This is a genomic window from Bradyrhizobium sp. CCGUVB23 (assembly GCF_024199885.1).
In the GTDB taxonomy this organism is placed as follows: Bacteria; Pseudomonadota; Alphaproteobacteria; order Rhizobiales; family Xanthobacteraceae; genus Bradyrhizobium.
Genome location: NZ_JANADQ010000002.1, coordinates 387,854 through 405,984, shown reverse-complemented (window position 1 = coordinate 405,984; position 18,131 = coordinate 387,854). Strand labels below are relative to the sequence as shown.

Sequence of the window (18,131 nt, the reverse complement as noted above, 5' to 3'; positions counted from 1 at the left end):
TCCGTCCGGAATGAAATCGGAACGCCTGGCCGGCTTCGCGTCGGAATCAGTGGCCGGCTTCATCGGAATACGCAGCTGGGACGACTTCGCCCGCTTCCTCGACGATGGCAGGATCTGCTTGACCAACAATTGTGCTGAGCGCGCATTGAGAGGCATCGCATTGGGAAGGCGCAACTGGACCTTCGCCGGCAGTCAGCGTGGCGCCGACCGTGCCGCCATCATGCTGACGATGATCACGACCTGTCGCCTCAACGACGTCGATCCCAAGGCCTGGCTCGCCGACGTCCTCGCCCGTATCGCCGATCTTCCGGCATCGCGTCTGCACGAACTGTTGCCCTGGGAATGGAAGCTCCTGCGTCAAGCCGGCGAGCCCGCCGATTACCAGGCCGCCTGACCTCCACGCAACACCATCATAGAGTTCGCCGTCCCCGCGCGCATGCGTCAATCAGGCGGTCTTCGTCGTATGCGTACGGCGTGCCCGGCACAACTATCGCAGGGACGAATGTCGAGCCGATCGAACCCTCGCCAGCCCGATGAGGGGAGGCCAAAGCCTTGCGCCAATTCAGCAGAAGCTGACGTGAGATCCTGTACCGGCGAGCGGTCGCCGAAACCAGTCGTGGTCCCGCCAAGCTCTCCTCTACGATCCTGAGCTTCTCCGCACGCGTCCAGTGTCGCCGCCGACCGGTCTCGACCACCTCTATGCGGCTCAGCACCGCACTGTCCTTATGCACGTCCATAAGGACAGTCAGCTACACAGCCGAACTTTTCACAAGGCGGCATTGCTCGGATGCGTACAACCGTTATCGCTGTGCGGTCGACTGAACCTGGTTTGCGGGCGAGCGTGCGGGGGCGGCTCGAAATAGGTACGCGTCCGGCGACGGCCCCGGTTCGGCCGTTTGGATCGTTTTCTGACTATGCGCGAAAGCTTTTCCGATGGTCACGTCTTGAAACACTAGCAGCGAGCCTCAATTGGGAGTAGGAAGCCGCCAAACGCGTCTGATGCGCCCCGATAACGGCGCGGAGCGCCGAACTCGCAGGTAGACCAAGGCCGCGCACATAAAAGCACGCCGGCAGAACGGGTTGTGCACGGCTCTACCGAGCTGGTGCTCGCATGGACGCCGGTTGTTCCGGCAGCTTCAACCTGGACCCCGTCTCGGTCAGCTTGCCGCCAGCGAGGTCAAATACCTGCAGGTCCCTGTCGACATAGTTGGCCACATAGAGGTAGTCGCTGTTTGGACTGTAAGCGACGCCCTCCGGCAGGCGGCCAAGCGGCGCACGCGCTGTTACCGTCAGGCTACCGCCAGTGCCGATCGACATCAGAACGAGTTCGCCCCTCTTAGTCGAACTGCCAAGCAGCAGCGGGGTAGCTGCAGTCTTCCCATCGGGCGCTATCGCGAAACCTTCCGGTCCGACACCGGGGCTCATCAAGTCGACCACGTGGGGATGTGGGCCGGTTGCTTCGATAATCACCGCCGCATCAGCGTTGTTCTTCAGTGCGCCGGTGTTTGAGGCAATGACGTATTTTCCGTCCGGCGTGATGTCGATGTTGTAGGGATTGAATGCTGAAGGAATGTCCATCGAATTGTCGTAGGCCACGTCTTGTCCATCGATTGCCAACACGCCGATTTTGTTCGCAAGATTGAGGCAGACGAAGGCGCGCTTGCCGTCAGGCGCGATGACTACGGCCGCGGCCTGCTGCTCCAGCGGCACTTCGCGGACGGCTTTGACCGTCGTACCCTGGATCGAGACAACAGAGACACTTTTGCCCTCTCGGTTGGCAATCAACGCGAGATCGCCCTTCTTCGAAATCGACAGGCCCGACGGCTGCCGTCCGACGGTAACCGCATCGATCACCTTCGGCGGGGCCGCAGTGAGGTCAATCACGTACAGTTTGTCGTCGGGGACCGTTTTCCAAGCGTTGCCCTCCTGAATGTGAACCACGGAATTGGCGACTAGGCCCAACTTGCCGTCCGGTGTAATCTGCAAATTGGTGGACGGCCCCAGCAGGGAGTTCGCCACCGGCACGCTGGCGCGAATCTTGGGTTTGGCGGGGGCGGAAACATCAATGACCAGCACGGCGTCGTTACCCGGAGCGCCCTTCGTTTGGCCTTCAGGACCATAGGTGATCTTGCTGTCAAGTCCGATCAGGATATCGTTGGTTCCGGCCTGCGCCGAGCCGCTGCCGATCAGGCCAACAAGGCATATGGCACACAGAGCATTGCGTAGGTTCATGATGCGTTTTCGTTGCGCCATTTCTAAGTGAGCCTTCACCGTTCACGCAGTATTAATAACTGGTACCCCTTACCGCGCTCAGGCCGCGCAACCACGCGACCGCCTCGGGTCATGAACGGTAAGCATCGAGTGAGCACATTGCGTCTGCTCTTGGGCGGATAGCATTCCCCGCTCCGTCTGCGGTCCCTAGTCCTGTGAATGTACAACGAAGGCGATTGAAACAGAAAAGTCCACCTGCCAAAAATGAGGGGGAATGATAAACCGGAGTCACTGCACATGATCGTCGCGGCATCACGAAGTGGCCCAGTCGGCCATCGCTCCAAGAAGAAGTTGAGTCAGGTGAATCGGTTGTGATTCTGTGATGGCGCTTGATTCGGGATGGAGCGTCTAATGTGGAAGCCTGAACACCGGTGCGCGGCTGAACGGCACGGGCTTCGTTATCCGAGTGATTTTACCGAGGCGGAATGGGCGATCATCGCACCGAGGATTTCGCCGGCCAAGCGGGGCGGCCGGCCGCGGAATGTCGATGTCCGCGAGGTTCTTTAACGCGATCTTCTACGTGTTGTGGACGGGTGTCAGTGGAAGGCGCTGCCGAAAGCAGATTTACGCGACTATTTGGATGTTGCGTCATAATACACCTTCAGTTTTTTGAGAGGGTCGAAGAGGTCCGGAGCAACTGCAGTACTTGAATTCGTATCGAGGTCAGGTGGCTCGGATACCTGATCTTTCCACGAAGCGAGGTCTCCTGGGAGAGTGGCAGGTTCGCGCCTTCGGCGGGGCTTCGGTCCCGCGCCTCCGCTACCTTAGGAGGGCTATGTAGTCCCTGTGGAGGCAAGTTGGTCTTGCCCCGCCATCAAACCGTACGGTGATGCCGGTGGTACGAAGACTGACTTCGACGACCGTACCGGTCTTCATAGCGAGATCGGGGCACCGAAGAGCACCAAGCTTGCTCAGCTGGAAACGGGCGCCCACGACGACTTTGTCGGTCTTTTGAGCAATCATTTCATAATCCGAATTAATGAAAATCTGTGGTTCCAAAAAACAAGCAGACAATACCCTCAATCGTGATCATCTGCAACTTAGGGTGAATATGGCCGAAAACGCGCGCGTTCCGAGAATGGAACCCGCCGAACGTCTGCGTTTCCAAAGCGTTTGGAGTGGAGCGAATTTCATGACGGGAGGAGATCCGCGGCGAGAGGACGCTGTCGCTGTCCGCCCGCGCTGCCGAGAAAACTAGCGGTCACATGACTGCCGCACGTGTGCGTCACACGCCGCTAACTTCCATAGTCAACGATAGCTGAGCGCGATGCTGACCAGCTGCGGGGAGAAGCAGCCCCGGGCATTACCAAGTCTTGCACCCTTCGTGCCAAGATCAGATCCACAGTTCGCATCATGTTTGCGTCGGATCTGTCAGCTTTTTGACATGCCGATGTCTCGGTGTCGACGCCGATACGGATTGATGTCCGCGCTTCGGTCGCTGTTGTGGGCAGAGCGGATGAGGCGAATTTATGATGCACGGCTCGGACGGGTACCAGCCACCGCGCGGGTCACGCCGGGCGCAGTTTGTATTCGCCCGCGGTATCGGCCAGCGTTGCCAGATAGCGCTCGATTTCGGCGGCCGGGACCAGAACCCGCACGCCGTAGCGCTTCCTGAAACTTCATTTCCAGGCCAGCCCGGACCGGGAGTGTTCAGGCGGCTGGCATCGTGACCAACCAACTCTGGTAGGCGCCTCGCGGATCTCATCGGGATACTAATCCGAAGCGGATATGAGGACTGGCAGCGTGGGTAGAGAAATGACCGATAGGCGCGTGCTTCGGTTTTGGTTCTGTCTCTGTCTCGGTCTTGGACTCAGTTTCAGTCTTGGCCTACGGATTTTGCCGGGTGGGCTGGCCGGCCAAAGCGAGGACGTGCGTGCAGAAGACAACGCCCTGATCAACCAGGTTAGATCAACCTGGCGAGCGCGAGATGGTGAGACGGCGGAGCAAATCTTCGCCAAGGTTGCAAAGGTCGCACACTTCGTTCCCAGGGGATGGGAGCTTGGCCGAAAGACCGACACAGGCGAGCCGGTCGTGCTTTCCTGGGCCGCACACAAGTTTGATAAAACAACGGACGACCATACGGTCACCTGGGAGGTGGGACGCGATGGCACAGTGACACTTGTGACGCCGTCTGCAAAACCCATGGAACTAGGCTGGCGGGCGTTCGCACTCTCACTTCTTGCTGACGAGGTCACCAGCAACGAAACAGGGGGGAGCCGTCGCTTTCTACATGATCCCGCTAACTTTAACTTCGTGACGACAGCGCAAGGCAAGCTGGGTGATCTTCTACGGCGCAGTCGTTGCCGTATTGGCGATGGTGTTAAGGTGCACTACTTGCCGACGGTGGACGAGCAACAAACAGTCAAGGATGGCTTGTGGCGCGTTCAGCTCTCGGTCGACTGCGATGGCCAGGGGGCTCGTTATTCTACCCGCGATGTCATCATTTTCGAGAAGCGCGAGGGGCACGATTGGGAGCCACAATCGTTCCTGGCCAAGCGGATCGCGACCTATGCCCCAGAGTCTTGGTTCGACCTAGCGGAACCGAAGGATCAGGAAGCGTTCGAGGCAGCGCGGAAGCCGTTGGCACAATGACATTGGCTTGCGCTGTCGATACCGTGGCGGATGACGATGATTGAACGTGAAGTCGCCGCGTGGCTGCTCAATGTGTTCTCGGTCCACAAACTCGCCCCCCAGACGATGTATGTGAGAAAGGAATTCTTTCCACCAATCGACTATCTGGACCGCCATTGTCTGTCGCTCTCACCGAAAAATGGGTTGAGGTGCAATTGTGGCGCTCCCCAAGGGAGATGCGCACACGTTGGCCGCGAAGCGTTTGCGCAAGCGGGCCGCGAAGAACGGAAATTGCTGGACGCTCGGACCGCAAGCGTCGTGCGCGCATTGAGCCACACCACGCCACCGCTGTTTCGCGAAGCACAATCGTGGACGCGACGCGTTGGGCGCAACCGTCTAGGAGGGACCATGCGTCGTTTAGCTCTACTTGCCGAGACTATTGCGTCGTCGTTGCCGCGCTTGGCATCGGCGATTCCCGTCACGAAATCGTTGTCTCGCGGTGGGAGCCGAAGAACTCGGCGCCGCTTGACCCGTTCGTGAATGCGCGCAGAGCGATGCACCAACAAGAAGCATCGGTACGTCCGGGGATCGCGTCGAACGAGTCTCGAGCGGCTTGTTCAGCGCTCCAATCTTCTAGGAAGTGTCCCAGACCGTCTAGCACGCTACAGAACAGGCCAACAACTCGCCCAGCCTATCTTCTCCCTTGATCCCCGATCCCTTGATCCGGTCAAGCATGTCAACGCACCGCAACTTGCAGCATAGGGGCAAATGTCGATACCGTCTGTTTCAGCAGAAGAGATCGCCAAGACATTGGATCGCTTTGACAAAGAGCTCCGGGCCAGTCCGCAGTGGGCAGATTGGGAGAGCAACCAAGCACATCGGTACGCCATCGAGCGCGATGGAAGCCGCTACCCGGTTAAGCAAATCATTTCGATGGCGACTGGCACGCCAGTGTCAAGCTTTGGCGGCGACAACGAAGCAAATAGTTTCCTGAAGGAACGGGGCTGCGAGATCATTCCACTTCGCGCGTCGGATCAATCAGGCGTATTTCTTTTACGGGGCGAAGACACGCTTGTCCCAATGCAGCCCGCGTCTTTTGCGAAGGAAGATGATTTTCAGCGGCTGCTATCCAAGTTTCCGCAGCTTCTCGTTGGAGATCAGGTCGACCCGCAGAACCCGCGCCGATGGATGCTGGTCGCCAGAGAGCTTTCTATTGCCACTGGAGAGCTCGGCGCTTCGCTATGGTCGATCGCTCTCGACCAAGAGGGCATTCCTACCTTAGTGGAGCTAAAGCGACGGAGCGATAGCCGCATCAGGCGTGAAGTCGTTGGTCAGATGTTGGACTATGCAGCCAGCTGCGTCACATACTGGTCGGCCGAGACGCTGCGATCAGCATTGGAGAAGACCTGCAAGGAAGCCGGGCTAACGGACAAGGCGCCATTGAATGAGCTCATCGGACCTGAAGGTGATGTCGAGGAGTTCTGGCAGCGAGTGAAGACCAATCTTCAAGCAAAGCGAATTCGACTGCTGTTTGTTGCCGACATCATTCCCCTCGAGCTTAGGCGCGTCGTCGAATTCTTGAACGAGCAGATGGAGCGAGTGGAAGTGCTGGCGATCGAACTCCGACAATTCGAAAGTGACCAGCTCAAAGTGCTGGTGCCTAGCCCGATCTATTCACGAGAGCACGGTCGTTCTTGACGTCTGACGGGGGCTGGCGGCTGGCGTGGGTGACCGTCCGGCCTTTTGTCACCGGGTTCTACATCAAGCTGTTTTGTACGCGTTGGAGGAGTGGGGCGGGTGAGCGGGCGCAGGCCCGGTCGGTTACGGGCCGAGCGGGAGCCACCAACCTTTTCGAATTGATGGAAAGGTCGCCGAGCGACTAGTTTATCGGGGCGAGCTTTGAGATCGTAAGTGCCGGGCGGGCATATGCGTTCGATGCAGATGGCGGGCTCTTGCGCCTGGCGTCAGAAGCTTATCGGATCCGGCTCGCCCACCTGTTCGACCCCTACCTCGCCATCAGCGCGTCCCAAATCGAGGCGCTGCCCCACCAAATCACGGCGTTTACGGAGAGATGCTGCCGCGGCAACCCCTGAGATTCTTGCTGGCTGACGATTCCGGCGCGTCGCATGCTGGAGTCCCTGACCCTGCAAGTCTCAGGAGAGTCAATCTTTAGAGTGTTCTTGCTGCGCAGAAGCGGAAATTGCACGAGGTCAGAGAAGGGCCGGGTTTGGACATCCGCCGCTTGTCAGGTTTCTCTACTCGTCGTGGGGAGTCACCCAGTAGTACGCTCCGATTACTGTTACGCCGTACCGGAGCCGACGCCGCCAGTTCCGATAACATTTCGGAAGGAAAAACACCAGCACTACGGCCCCGACTGGCACAACGATGACCACCGCGAGGACGAGTGGTACCAGCGTATCTGTTAGCCACGTATATAGAAACACTATAATCGTGTTTTGCCGGACGAAGCTAATTATCCTGTCCAAAGCATTCGCGCTCAGCGGAGGGTCGAATACCGGCCGCGGGTTTTCTGGCATTCGTCTGCGTTCCATGTCAGGCCCTCACGGGGGAGAGTGTCGCCACGCATTCTCGGCACGGCGAAAGATTTCTGTCTGAAGCCGCTGCGACTCTTGTAAGAACAGCCAGAGCAGTAGTGCCGCCGACAACAAGAACAGCGTCGGATGGTTGGCAAAAGACGTCAGCCAATGTACGGTCCAGCGGGGGAGGAATTGTTGTTCGACCGCCCACCTCAAAGCACTTCTGAGCGTCGCTAGCCATTGATCCGCTGTCCTGACAGGCTCCCAAGAACGTGAAAGTATCGAGAGCAGCCAAGATATTGAAGCGCCAGCACCTTGCCAGAAGGAACAACCTCTGATCCAGTCGAATATCGGCAAGAGCGCCAGAATTGCCGAAGAGAACACCGTCGCAAAGTAGGCAACCCTCCGCCGCCATATCACGTTCCTGGCAAGGTCCATATCGCTATCTCGGTTTGGAATACCCATCTCCGTCGGTGCGATCACCTGCAATGCAAGAGCACCGGGCAAATAGTCGGCGAGACAATATGTCGTTGGAAACGAGGTCGGCGCGCAGGCAGCTTGGCGAACCGTGATCCGCTCGTAAGCAGCACGATGAACGAGTGGCATCGGAACGCTTACACCGTGCTTCGGATCATTGCATAAATCATCAACATTGCGCGGACGATAGCGATAATAGCCGGCGAGCCCTGCGCGCGAATCGTATTGGTGACCGTGGGCGTCCACGCGCGTATCTACTCCCGTCACATGGTCCGGCAGGAATCGCGCTCCGACAAGCTGGGCCTCCCGCATGATCCATTGCAGCGCAACGTAAGCGAGACCGTCATCCGGGTAGCCACCTCCGACATTAACGTGAACACCGGCGAACCAGACCTGCGTTAGCCGTTCGGGCCACAGGGCGGGCTCTGTCCAAAGCACAGGGCGGAATGTGGGCCTTTCATCATCAAGCGACAGCGCATGACAGGCACACTGGACATCATCGGGAAGGTTGCGGTCGGCAAGCGTCATCGGACAGAACCACTTGTCGATCGCGATCTTGAGTCCGTCGATCGGCATGCCGTAGGCGTCAACTGTGTCCCACACACCGATGAAGTCGATATCGGGATATATCTGAATCCCGATGTTTGGAAACTGCAGGTGACGACCGGCGACCGGGATCTGCCGCCCGAGCCACCTTCGCTGGATCCAATCAAGAAAGCGCAACCATAATCCAAAAATATTCCAACGTGTCGCGGTGGCGCGCCTTGCCGCGTCGCGCTTGTATTCCGAATAGGCGTGCTCGACGTACTCGGTGAGCAGGGAATCGTTCGGCGCCTTCACGATTCCGCAGCGAAGGATGAGACCCTCCAGAATCCGTGCTGTAAATGCGCCGCGGCTGAAACCAAAAAGAAAGATACGGTCGCGAGCGGCCGCATTATAGTTGCGACAAAGGAACTGGTAGAGGTCTTTGACGTCGCGTGCGAGACCAATACCGAAGGCGCCACCCAGAGCGCGAAGAGGCTTGAATGTCTCCGTCCCAACGCCGTCATTGTAGAACGCGATTTGATTTGCCCCCGTTTGGTCGATCGCTTGATAGAGTCGCCATACGTTGGTTTTGAAGGGACTAGCCGCAGCGTTGCCGGTGCCGTCAGCCAGCAGAAATATGCTTTTGGTCATGACCTAGCATCCCGCTGAGGCAGTCGGCTTATTGATACCCCTAACTACTCCGGAGATACAAGCAAGTCCTCGGTCGCGCAGGACACCGAGGGCTTCGAGGCGGTCGGCTCCTCCTACACCACAGAGACGGAATCACGCGCCGCGATGCGTCGGGCAGGAGATCGAACGACAATTCACTGATCGCTGGGAGGCGAGGACACGCTCCCTCGGCTGGGAGTTTAAGAGGAAAATCTAGTCGCTCGCTTCAATCAATTTGCAAGGACATGAATTTTGTGATTCGCTTTGGTCGCATCGGATGCGGCGGAGGCAATCATGGCTGCGAAGGAGATTTCGGTAAAGAAGTATGTTGTGCGGCTGAGCGGTGAGGAACGTGAGCAACTCGAAGCGCTGATACGCAAAGGCAAGAGCGCAGCGCAGCGGCTGCTGAAGGCGCGGATATTGTTGAAGGCCGATGTGTCGGAAGCCGGCGAAGGCTGGAGTGACAACCGGATTATCAAGGCGCTGGAGACCAGCGCATCGATGGTTTACCGGGTCCGGAAGCAACTGGTGGAAGAAGGCTTCGAGGCTGTGTTGAGCCGCAAGCAACGGGCGACACCGGCGGTTGCACGGATTTTTGACGGCGAGAAAAAAGCCAAACTGATTGCGCTGGCTTGTTCCAAACCTCCCAAGGGACGCGCGCGCTGGACCTTGCGGCTGTTGGAGAAAAAGGTCGTGGAACTGCAAATTGTCGATCGCGCCAGCGACTCGACGATTGGGCGGGCACTAAAAAAAACATTCTCCAGCCCCATCGCCAGCAGTGCTGGGTCATCCCGCCGAAGGCCAATGGCGCGTTCGTAGCCGCCATGGAAGATGTGCTGGCGGTCTACACGCGGCCACGCGATCCCGATTACCCGCTGGTGTGCCTGGACGAGACCTCCAAGCAGTTCCTTGCCGAGACGCGCCTGCCGATCCCGATGAAGCGGGGACGCCCGGCCCGCTGCGATTACGAGTACGAGCGCAACGGCACCGCCAACATCTTCATGATGTTTGCACCGCTCGAAGGCTGGCGCCACGTCAAGGTCACCGATCGCCATACCGCCGTGGACTACGCTCACGTCTTGAAAGAATTGGCCGATCGCTACTTCGCCAACGCCAAGACCGTCGTACTGGTCCAGGACAATCTCAATATCCACGGCAAGGGGTCACTCTACGAAGCGTTTCCAGCCGCCGAGGCCAGGCGACTGGTCGAGCGCTTCGAATGGCACTACACTCCAAAGCACGGTAGTTGGCTTGATCTGGCCGAGTCCGAACTCGGCGTCCTCACGTCCCAGTGCCTCGACCGTCGGATTGCCGATAAACAAACCCTCGTCGAGGAAATCGCCGCATGGGAGCACGACCGCAATGCCAACCACACCAAGGCCAATTGGCAATTCTCAACCCCCAATGCCCGTATCAAACTCAAGCATCTCTACCCTGCAATCTGAATGAATCGGGCGACTAGAAGATTGGGAGAGGCAACTGAGCCCGGTCACAGCCCTTCGGGCTGCGCCCGTGCTTTTTTTTCGTTATGGCACAGCGGCGACCTTCCGGACGAAGGCTCTGGCGGCCTCTCTGGCCGCGTCCCGGGTCATGTTCGTGCCATCAAGGCCCTACGCCGGCCGGCGTCATCGTCCCAGTAGAAGTAGACGCAGCTGTTTCTGAAGTCGTTTCTGCGACTCACGCATTCCGTCGCACAACTAAGCTCCCCGCAGTTTCGGTCACCAATTGCCCGTGCTGGCTAAAACGGCAAAGGAGAACAAGCTCTTCATCACTAAGAAGGATATGGCAGTCATCGGAATGTGTAACCTCGGTTCGTCGAACAAGTTCTTGTCGAGTTTGATGTCAAGAACGGTAGCCGGCGATATGGCCGTGAGGCGATAGCAAAGGCTTTAACGAACGCTCGAAAGTTCGTACATGGCAGATTGGGAGGCCTATGGAGCAGAGTGGGATAAAGTGAAAGAGAATCAAGAGGGCGCATACGACAACACCCGCGGCGAACACGTCGTCAACTTTTCTCACTGCACACTACGCAATGCCGGCTTTCAAGATTTGAACATGGGCGGTGCCATTCTTGACGGGGCTTGTTTGCAGGGCGCCGAGTTTCGCAGCGCAAATCTCTCGCGAGCATCCCTGAGGCACGCAAAATTGGGGGGAACCGATGACTGTGCCGGCGAGGGGAAAGCTCAGTTCTACAAATCGACGCTTATCGACGCTGATTTCGCAGAGGTTGACGTGGGAGGCGCAAATTTTGATTGTACGAACTTGTCGGGCGCGAAGTTTGAGAAAGCTATCAACGTCGACACAGCTAGCTTTAAGAAGGCCTGCACTGACGGGAGAACGACTTTCCCGGCATCGTTTACGAATGCATTTCCCAGCTGCACTCCCAAACAACCGTCATGTGATTGACTCGACGCAGCTTTTTAGTTTCGATGATGTCGCCTGGCATTTCTCCTGAAGTTCGTTGAACGAGCGCCTTCAACCAACCTTGATACACAGCCGCCTGATTCATCTTTTGTGTCAGCTCAAGCGCAGCCATCTGGTCGCCCGCGGTCCACGAAGATTTTCGACAAGTGACCATCTACCGCAGTCGGCTGACAGGGGCATTTCTCGGCGCATCGCGGCTCGGTCCGCAATCCGGACGCTCCTCCCAGCGAACCACGCGAGCTTGCCAATTTTGATTCGGAGCCGTGCCCTAAAGGATCATTTGTCGGCTGATTCGCCAAGCTCGTCAGCACCACGTCTCTTGAAAGCCGGAGCAAGTCTCGAATGCTTTCGAGCGAAAGCTTGCTTGACGGGACAGGCAACCGCTCGCCATAGAGGTTGGTTGCTGCAGCGCGAATTCTCAGCAAAATGCCGTCGCGATAATGAACGAGAACGCAGCCGCCGGGTCGGAGCGAGCTTCCGGCCGATGCTAAATCAAAGCGCCGTCCGTATAGTGGATGGGTTGGGTCGGTTACGGTAATCTGCTCCAACTGATCAGATGGCTCCCGAATAGGGGCATCATGCTGTGCGGTCGTAAATCCCATCTCCATCACCGATGAGCGTGTGGGTCAGGCCGCATAGATCGAGCAGACGGTACCAATCAGCATTGTTGCGCGCTAGTCGCGAGACTTCCAAGCCAAGCACGATGCCCACCTGGCCGAGGCCGACCTCCGCGGTCATACGCGCGAAGCCGGTGCGCTCGGAAAGGCCGGAACCGGAAATACCGAGGTCCTCATCGATGACCTTCACCTGATCGCGTCGCCAACCAAGCCGCACGGCCCGTTCGGCTAACTCGTACTGACGGGCAGTGGACTCGCGATTATGCTCGACCTGCGTCGTACTGGACTGACGCACATAGACGATTGCGCATCGGCGGAGGTGCTCAGCGGTGATCTTGCTCAGTTCGTTCATCGTTGTGATCTCCGGCAGTGGCGATTGCTCGGGCGATTAGTCGGGCGAGTCGCAGCACGAGATGTGCGTGCTGCTCTTTATCGAGGGCCTCCCATACGGGTACGGCCCCGCGCTGAGGTGGTGGGTCGAGAAAGCTTAGCTGCTGCATGGCTGTCCTCCGATTCCGGTGGCAGGACAGTATGCGCGGCATCCAATTGCCGCAGCAAAGCGTCGACGATCGTGCGGGCGTGCAGCAGCTCGGCGTGGGAAGCCAGGAATGCCGCTCGAGCGCATTGCGGGCTTGCACGCGGTAAATGTTGTGCGATAGGCAGATCTGTCCACGCGGCCGGTACAAGGGCACGGGTACCATCGGGCAGTACAAGCGTCAGATGAAGTTCGCCGCGTCGATGACACCAGCCAAGCACATCAAGCGCAGATCCCTCAAAAGGGATGGCGCGACCGAACGATGGTTACCTGATCGGGATAGTCGTCGAGATGATGAGCGCGGTGGTGGGTAGTCTGTCGAGTAGTCTATCATGATTGGGTGCTCCGATTTGTCGCGCATCGAGTCGGTGATCCGCGCCTGATCAGTTTGATCCGGCGCTGGCTGAAAGCGGGCGTTTTGGAAGATGGAAAGGTCCATCCGAGCGAGCAAGGAACACCGCAAGGGGGATCGATCAGCGTACTTTTGAGCAACCTTTATCTGCATCATGTGCTCGACCTCTGGTTCGAATGCGTGGTGAGATGCCGGTTGCGGGGCGAAGCCCGGCTGGTGCGCTACATCGACGACTTTGTGATCTGTTTCCAATATCGATCGGACGCCATCCGCGTTCAGGACGCGTTGCGCCTTCGGTTGGAAAAGTTCGGTCTCACTCTTGAGCCGACCAAAACCAAGTTGGTTGAGTTCGGTCGGTTCGCGCAGCGACACGCGGGTAAACGCGGCAGAAAGCGCCCGGAAACAATCTACTTCCTGGGGCTGACGCTGCATTGCACGCAAAACCTGAAAGGTAACTTCAAGGTTGGGATGCGCACCGAGAAATCTCGCTTGCGGCGCAGCCTTACGTCCCTGCAGGAGCTCCTGCGGCGAATACGACATCATGCGATCAGTGACCAGGTCGGCGAAATCAACGCCTTCCTACGCGGCCACTATGCCTATTACGGTGTCGCCGGGAATCTCCGGTGTCTCGTGAAGGTGTATCGTGCCGGGGAGCGTTACTGGCATCGGATGTTGCGCAGCCGCAGCTGGGCCGGGCGACGCTTGACCTGGGAGAAGTACCACCAGATCAAAGCAAGGACGCCGTTACTGAAACCAAAGCTGCGCCTTCCATATGCGGAGTTGCAGGCTCTTGCAGTGCTGTGAACCAACTGCCGAAGAGCGTAGTGCGGTAAATCCGCATGCTACGTTCTGTGGGAGCGGGAGGCGGGCGACGGCCTCCCGCGACCCGGTGGTGGCGTTGCGAGACGTCCCCCTATCCCGATCAAGGCAGATTATGCGGAGAGCGGGATTATGCGAAGTGCCGCCCTGTGATGGGCTGGTTTTCGCCGATCTCGGCGTGCTCCGCTCCGCATAATCCCAGACGTCTCGGGCCGTAGTGATGCATTGTCCGCCTTAAGCTGAGATCGCCTTTGGTCTATGTTGGCTCGCGGGATGAACGTAGGCGCGGACTGCAAGCCGGTGGATAAGAATGATGCTTGGGAAGAGATTGCGCGCATCCGACAGCGGTTGGCTGATCTGGATGCCGAGCGGATGGAGCTTGAGCGCAAGTTGGAAGCGCTTGAGCAAAAGCTGACATCCGGCAGCGAGGCTGAAACACCTGCTTTTTTCGACACCCCCGTTACCAATAACTCGCCATCAATCGAGAAAGTCGAGTTGTTCCGACGCTTGTTCGGCGGGCGTCCCGATGTTTTTCCGGTGCGCTGGGATAACAAAAAGACGGGACGCTCCGGTTATTCGCCGGCGTGCTCGAATGAGTGGGCAAAGGGGATCTGCGGCAAGCCGAAGGTAAAATGCGGGGAATGTCCGCATCAGGCGTTTATTCCGCCTTCCGAGGACATTATCGAAAAGCATCTGCGCGGCGGCGATGCTCGCACCGGTGACTTTGTCGCCGGGGTTTATCCATTGCCGCAGGATGAGACATGCTGGTTCCTTGCCGCCGACTTCGACAAGGAAAGCTGGGCGGATGACGCCAGAGCATTGCTCGGCACCTGTCATGTGAAAGGAATTGCCGCGGCCCTGGAGCGGTCGAGATCGGGAAATGGCGGCCATGTCTGGGTATTCTTCTCCGAGCCTGTTCCAGCAAGGATCGCCAGGCAGATGGGGGCGGCCTTGATCACGGAGACGATGGAAAAACGGCCCGAAATCGGCTTCACCTCCTATGATCGCTTCTTTCCCAATCAGGACACGATGCCCCTTGGGGGCTTTGGCAACCTGATTGCATTGCCGTTGCAAAGGAAAGCTCGTGAGATCGGCAACAGCGTTTTTGTCGACAACGATCTGCGGCCTTACGACGACCAATGGGCGTATCTGTCGTCCCTGCCCAGATTGTCAGCTGACATGGTCTTCAGGATCGCGGAAGAGGCGGAGCTATCGGGTCGGGTTTTGGGCGTCCGCATGCCGGTGGACGACGAACATGCCGACGAACCGTGGAAGATGTCGCCGTCTCGCCGCCGTGCGCCGCGGCGTATTGAGGCCACGATACCGCACAGCATCAGGGGCGTGGTCGCCGATCAGGTTTACATCGACAGGACAGAGCTGCCGCCAGCCCTGATTGCGCAATTTATTCGCCTGGCGGCATTCCAGAACCCGGAGTTCTATCGCGCCCAGGCCATGCGGTTGCCGACATTCGGCAAGCCTCGGGTCGTCTCATGCGCCGAGCTGTTTGCGCAGCATGTCGCTCTACCGCGGGGCTGCCTCGAGGAAGCAATCGATCTCATCAAAAGCCATGGCGCCGCGGCCGATCTGGAAGATATGCGCGAAATCGGTACGGCACTTCCCGCGAACGTATCCTTGCAGGGCGAATTGCGACGGCCGCAGTTGGCGGCTTTCGATGTTCTCGTCGCCCACGACAACGGGGTGCTCGCCGCCACGACGGCCTTTGGCAAGACGGTTGTCGCAGCAGCCCTCATCGCGCACCGCGCCCGCAATGCGCTGATTCTCGTTCATCGCCGAGAACTGCTCACTCAATGGGTGGAGCGACTCGGTTCCTTTTTGAACATTGACCCGAAACAGATCGGTATTATCGGGGGCGGAAAAAGGAAGCCGACTGGCGTCATCGATGTGGCGCTGATCCAAAGCCTGGTGCGCAATGGAGAGGTTGCCGATATCGTCGCCGATTACGGCCATCTCATTGTCGACGAATGCCATCACCTGTCCGCAACAAGCTTCGAGCTTGTCGCTCGGCGATCAAAGGCGCGATACGTCGTTGGTTTATCTGCGACTGTCGCCCGAAAGGACGGACATCATCCCATTATCTTCATGCAATGCGGCCCCGTTCGCCATCGGGTGGATGCGAGGGTCCAAGCGACCGAGCGTGGGATTCGTCATCGTGCCCGCGACCGTTCGACGAAATTTGAATTGCCATCGTCCCTGGCCTCCGTTGAGCGCCCATCAATGCCCGCGATCTATGCGGCCCTGGCGCAGGACAGTAGCCGAAATGACCTGATCTTTGATGATGTGCTGAAATCGCTGGAAGCCAAGCGTTCTCCCATCGTCCTGACGGAGCGAAAGGACCATCTCGATTATCTTCAGCACAGGTTCTCGTCGTTCGTGAAGAATCTTGTGGTTCTGCGCGGCGGCATGTCCGCGAGGGATCGCAAGCTAGCCAATACGACATTGAATGTTGCTGACGATGACGAGCGCCTGATACTCGCGACAGGCCGCTACATCGGTGAAGGCTTCGATGACGCCCGGCTTGATACGTTGTTCCTAACGATGCCGATCGCCTGGAAGGGAACCCTGGCGCAGTATGTCGGTCGTCTGCATCGACAGCATGATGGAAAGAGAGACGTGTTGGTCGTCGACTACGTCGATAAAGCTGTTCCCGTTCTGGCCCGGATGGCCACGAAGCGACGCGCGGGCTATCGCGCGCTGGGCTACATGATCGAGTAGTGGACCTGACCACTTGAAGCCGCCTTAACCCTGCTGGTTTATAGCGGCTGGCAACATAGGGCGGCAGATTTGCCACCACGGCTTGAACTCGCGCATCGTCGCGGTGCGGTCGCGCCATACCCATACGCTGGGCGAGCAGAGCCAGATTGTGACCATCCTTGCTTTTTCGGAAGGATTCAGGATCGACACCATCCCATACCAATGCGGCCTTCATCGATAACTCCGCCACCATACAAATCGGCTGGATAACCGAATCGTGGCTGAACGCGGACGGCAAGGTGTTTGCTGCGTCTTCGAGATTCGACCCCGCCATCCGCCAGAGCGTCACCGCATCAGCATTGCCTTGCTCAACTTGGTTGAGACCCATCGTGAAGTCGTGAATGTCAGCGCCCGCAAAGGCGACATCCGCGGCGATCATCCGATCCTGGCGGCACCAATTCCATATTCCTCGGCATTCTCGAAACCCGTCATCTGCCAAGGCTGGGGGGCATTCTGGCCGAAGACGATGGGGAAAACGGCCTTTCGTGCCTGATCGACAGACGCGACCAATCCGATCCCGGCACCGGGCCAACTCGTTTCAACTTCCGGCACCATGGCAGCGTAAGCATCCATGATAAGCTTGACTTCAAGATTACCACCCGCGCCGATGACGAAGTTCGAGCCGAGCAATTCTACTGCGGCCCGGAACGGTCGCTGATGGGTGTGAACGCCTTCCTCCGCATATTTCCGGTCCAAGCGATGCAGATCATCCAGTGTCCATCCACTCATTCGCGCCTCCTACCGCCCATTGGCCAAGCGCCTGAGGAAGGTTCGCGCGGTTACGAGTACGACATGAAGACGAAAGGTGCTGTGGTCTTCATCCGAAAGACCGGGATGCGATCCCTCAGTGTGCAGCATCTTGAATAGGCCATTGATGTAGCTTTTCCCATCCGCAGTCCATCCGTTGCGGCTCGCCGACAGGAAGCCGATTTCCTCCAGCAACGCCCGACGGTTCTAGGCGTTGGGCCGTTTCGCCGCGTCTTCCGGGCGGACATTTCTGGCAATGTCGCTGAATAGGCTTTCGAGGAACGTGCGAAGCTGTCCGTTGCAGGCCGCCCAATCGCCGCGGGTGTGCGCTTCGATCGCCTGATCGAGATGACCGAGCGGTGTTGCGAAACCGAAGGATTTCAGGAGCCGATGCACCTCATCATCGGTTTCGGGGAGCTGGATTTCCCTCGGCAGCGCGGCCCGAATAGAGGCACTGCGGCCATCGTCATCCCACACCAATACAAAGGCGTCGTGGGCCAGGCCGCGGGCAAACGCCGTCTGCAACGGGTGAGTGGCATCCTGTTGTGCCAGCAACGCGGCTTGGCGCACCACGGCTTCGCCGAGTGTCATGCGGCCGTCGAGCGTGTCGATGACGGTTTCAGAGCGCTGAACAACGATGCGTCCAAGCAAGTCGCATTTCTTCGCGACGCTGATGCTGGTATTCGAAGAAATCTCATTCTCAAGCCCGAGACGAAGCACCACCTGATTGAAGCGCGCCTGACTGTGTTGTTCGAACAGTTCGACGGCGGCAATCAGGGTGGGTCGGGTAAAGGGAACGGATCGCATGGGCCGGC

Annotated in this window: 10 protein-coding genes and 5 pseudogenes; 9 read left to right on the top strand and 6 right to left on the bottom strand. The window is 58.3% G+C overall.

What is annotated here, in order from left to right:
* Positions 1–76: 76 nt before the first annotated feature.
* A pseudogene (locus tag NLN62_RS50020) lies at positions 77–394 on the top strand (transposase domain-containing protein); the annotation flags it as partial.
* A gap of 16 nt (positions 395–410) precedes the next feature.
* Here NLN62_RS50020 and NLN62_RS50015 read toward each other — a convergent pair.
* Together NLN62_RS50015 and NLN62_RS50010 are read right to left on the bottom strand one after the other, a co-directional pair.
* Positions 411–737 (bottom strand): transposase, encoded by a 327-nt coding sequence (locus NLN62_RS50015; RefSeq protein WP_254114118.1) that lies wholly within the window; start codon positions 735–737, stop codon positions 411–413.
* Positions 738–1,092: 355 nt separating this feature from the next.
* Positions 1,093–2,232 carry a YncE family protein gene (locus NLN62_RS50010; RefSeq protein WP_254114117.1) on the bottom strand — a complete coding sequence of 380 codons (1,140 nt, stop codon included), beginning with the start codon at positions 2,230–2,232 and terminating at the stop codon, positions 1,093–1,095.
* 390 nt (positions 2,233–2,622) lie between these two features.
* On the opposite strand from NLN62_RS50010, the pseudogene NLN62_RS50005 reads away from it, so the two are divergent.
* The 4 genes and pseudogenes from NLN62_RS50005 to NLN62_RS49990 all read left to right on the top strand — a co-directional run.
* Positions 2,623–2,829: pseudogene (locus NLN62_RS50005) on the top strand (transposase); the annotation flags it as partial.
* 1,197 nt (positions 2,830–4,026) lie between these two features.
* Positions 4,027–4,863 (top strand): nodulate formation efficiency C protein, encoded by an 837-nt coding sequence (locus NLN62_RS50000; RefSeq protein WP_254114116.1) that lies wholly within the window; start codon positions 4,027–4,029, stop codon positions 4,861–4,863.
* A 747-nt stretch (positions 4,864–5,610) separates the two neighbouring features.
* Positions 5,611–6,540 carry a hypothetical protein gene (locus NLN62_RS49995; protein ID WP_254114115.1) on the top strand — a complete coding sequence of 310 codons (930 nt, stop codon included), beginning with the start codon at positions 5,611–5,613 and terminating at the stop codon, positions 6,538–6,540.
* Between the two features lie 157 nt (positions 6,541–6,697).
* Positions 6,698–6,964: pseudogene (locus NLN62_RS49990) on the top strand (hypothetical protein); the annotation flags it as partial.
* A gap of 439 nt (positions 6,965–7,403) precedes the next feature.
* Here the strand turns inward: NLN62_RS49990 and NLN62_RS49985 are convergent.
* Entirely contained in the window at positions 7,404–9,032 is a 1,629-nt protein-coding gene (locus tag NLN62_RS49985; RefSeq protein WP_254114114.1) for a DUF2235 domain-containing protein, read from the bottom strand.
* 312 nt (positions 9,033–9,344) lie between these two features.
* Between NLN62_RS49985 and NLN62_RS49980 the strand changes: the two genes are divergently transcribed.
* Together NLN62_RS49980 and NLN62_RS49975 are read left to right on the top strand one after the other, a co-directional pair.
* A protein-coding gene (locus NLN62_RS49980; protein WP_254114113.1) for an IS630 family transposase occupies positions 9,345–10,495 on the top strand; the annotation gives its coding sequence in 2 pieces (ribosomal slippage) (positions 9,345–9,807 and positions 9,807–10,495; 1,152 coding nt in all).
* Positions 10,496–10,964: 469 nt separating this feature from the next.
* The gene (locus NLN62_RS49975; protein WP_254114112.1) at positions 10,965–11,456 is read left to right on the top strand and encodes a pentapeptide repeat-containing protein; all 492 of its coding nucleotides are present in this window, start codon (positions 10,965–10,967) and stop codon (positions 11,454–11,456) included.
* Between the two features lie 606 nt (positions 11,457–12,062).
* On the opposite strand, the pseudogene NLN62_RS49970 reads toward NLN62_RS49975, so the two are convergent.
* Positions 12,063–12,443 (bottom strand): annotated as a pseudogene (locus tag NLN62_RS49970) (recombinase family protein); the annotation flags it as partial.
* Positions 12,444–12,963: 520 nt separating this feature from the next.
* Between NLN62_RS49970 and NLN62_RS49965 the strand changes: the two are divergent.
* Together NLN62_RS49965 and NLN62_RS49960 are read left to right on the top strand one after the other, a co-directional pair.
* Positions 12,964–13,782, top strand: a pseudogene (locus tag NLN62_RS49965) (reverse transcriptase domain-containing protein); the annotation flags it as partial.
* Positions 13,783–14,169: 387 nt separating this feature from the next.
* The gene (locus tag NLN62_RS49960; RefSeq protein ID WP_254114256.1) at positions 14,170–16,530 is read left to right on the top strand and encodes a DEAD/DEAH box helicase family protein; all 2,361 of its coding nucleotides are present in this window, start codon (positions 14,170–14,172) and stop codon (positions 16,528–16,530) included.
* A 414-nt stretch (positions 16,531–16,944) separates the two neighbouring features.
* On the opposite strand, the gene NLN62_RS49955 is transcribed toward NLN62_RS49960, so the two are convergent.
* Positions 16,945–17,298, bottom strand: coding sequence for a hypothetical protein (locus NLN62_RS49955; RefSeq protein WP_254114110.1), 354 nt, complete (start codon positions 17,296–17,298; stop codon positions 16,945–16,947).
* A 225-nt stretch (positions 17,299–17,523) separates the two neighbouring features.
* On the bottom strand, positions 17,524–18,123 hold the full coding sequence (locus NLN62_RS49950; RefSeq protein WP_254114109.1) for a hypothetical protein: 600 nt from the start codon (positions 18,121–18,123) through the stop codon (positions 17,524–17,526).
* Positions 18,124–18,131 lie beyond the last annotated feature (8 nt).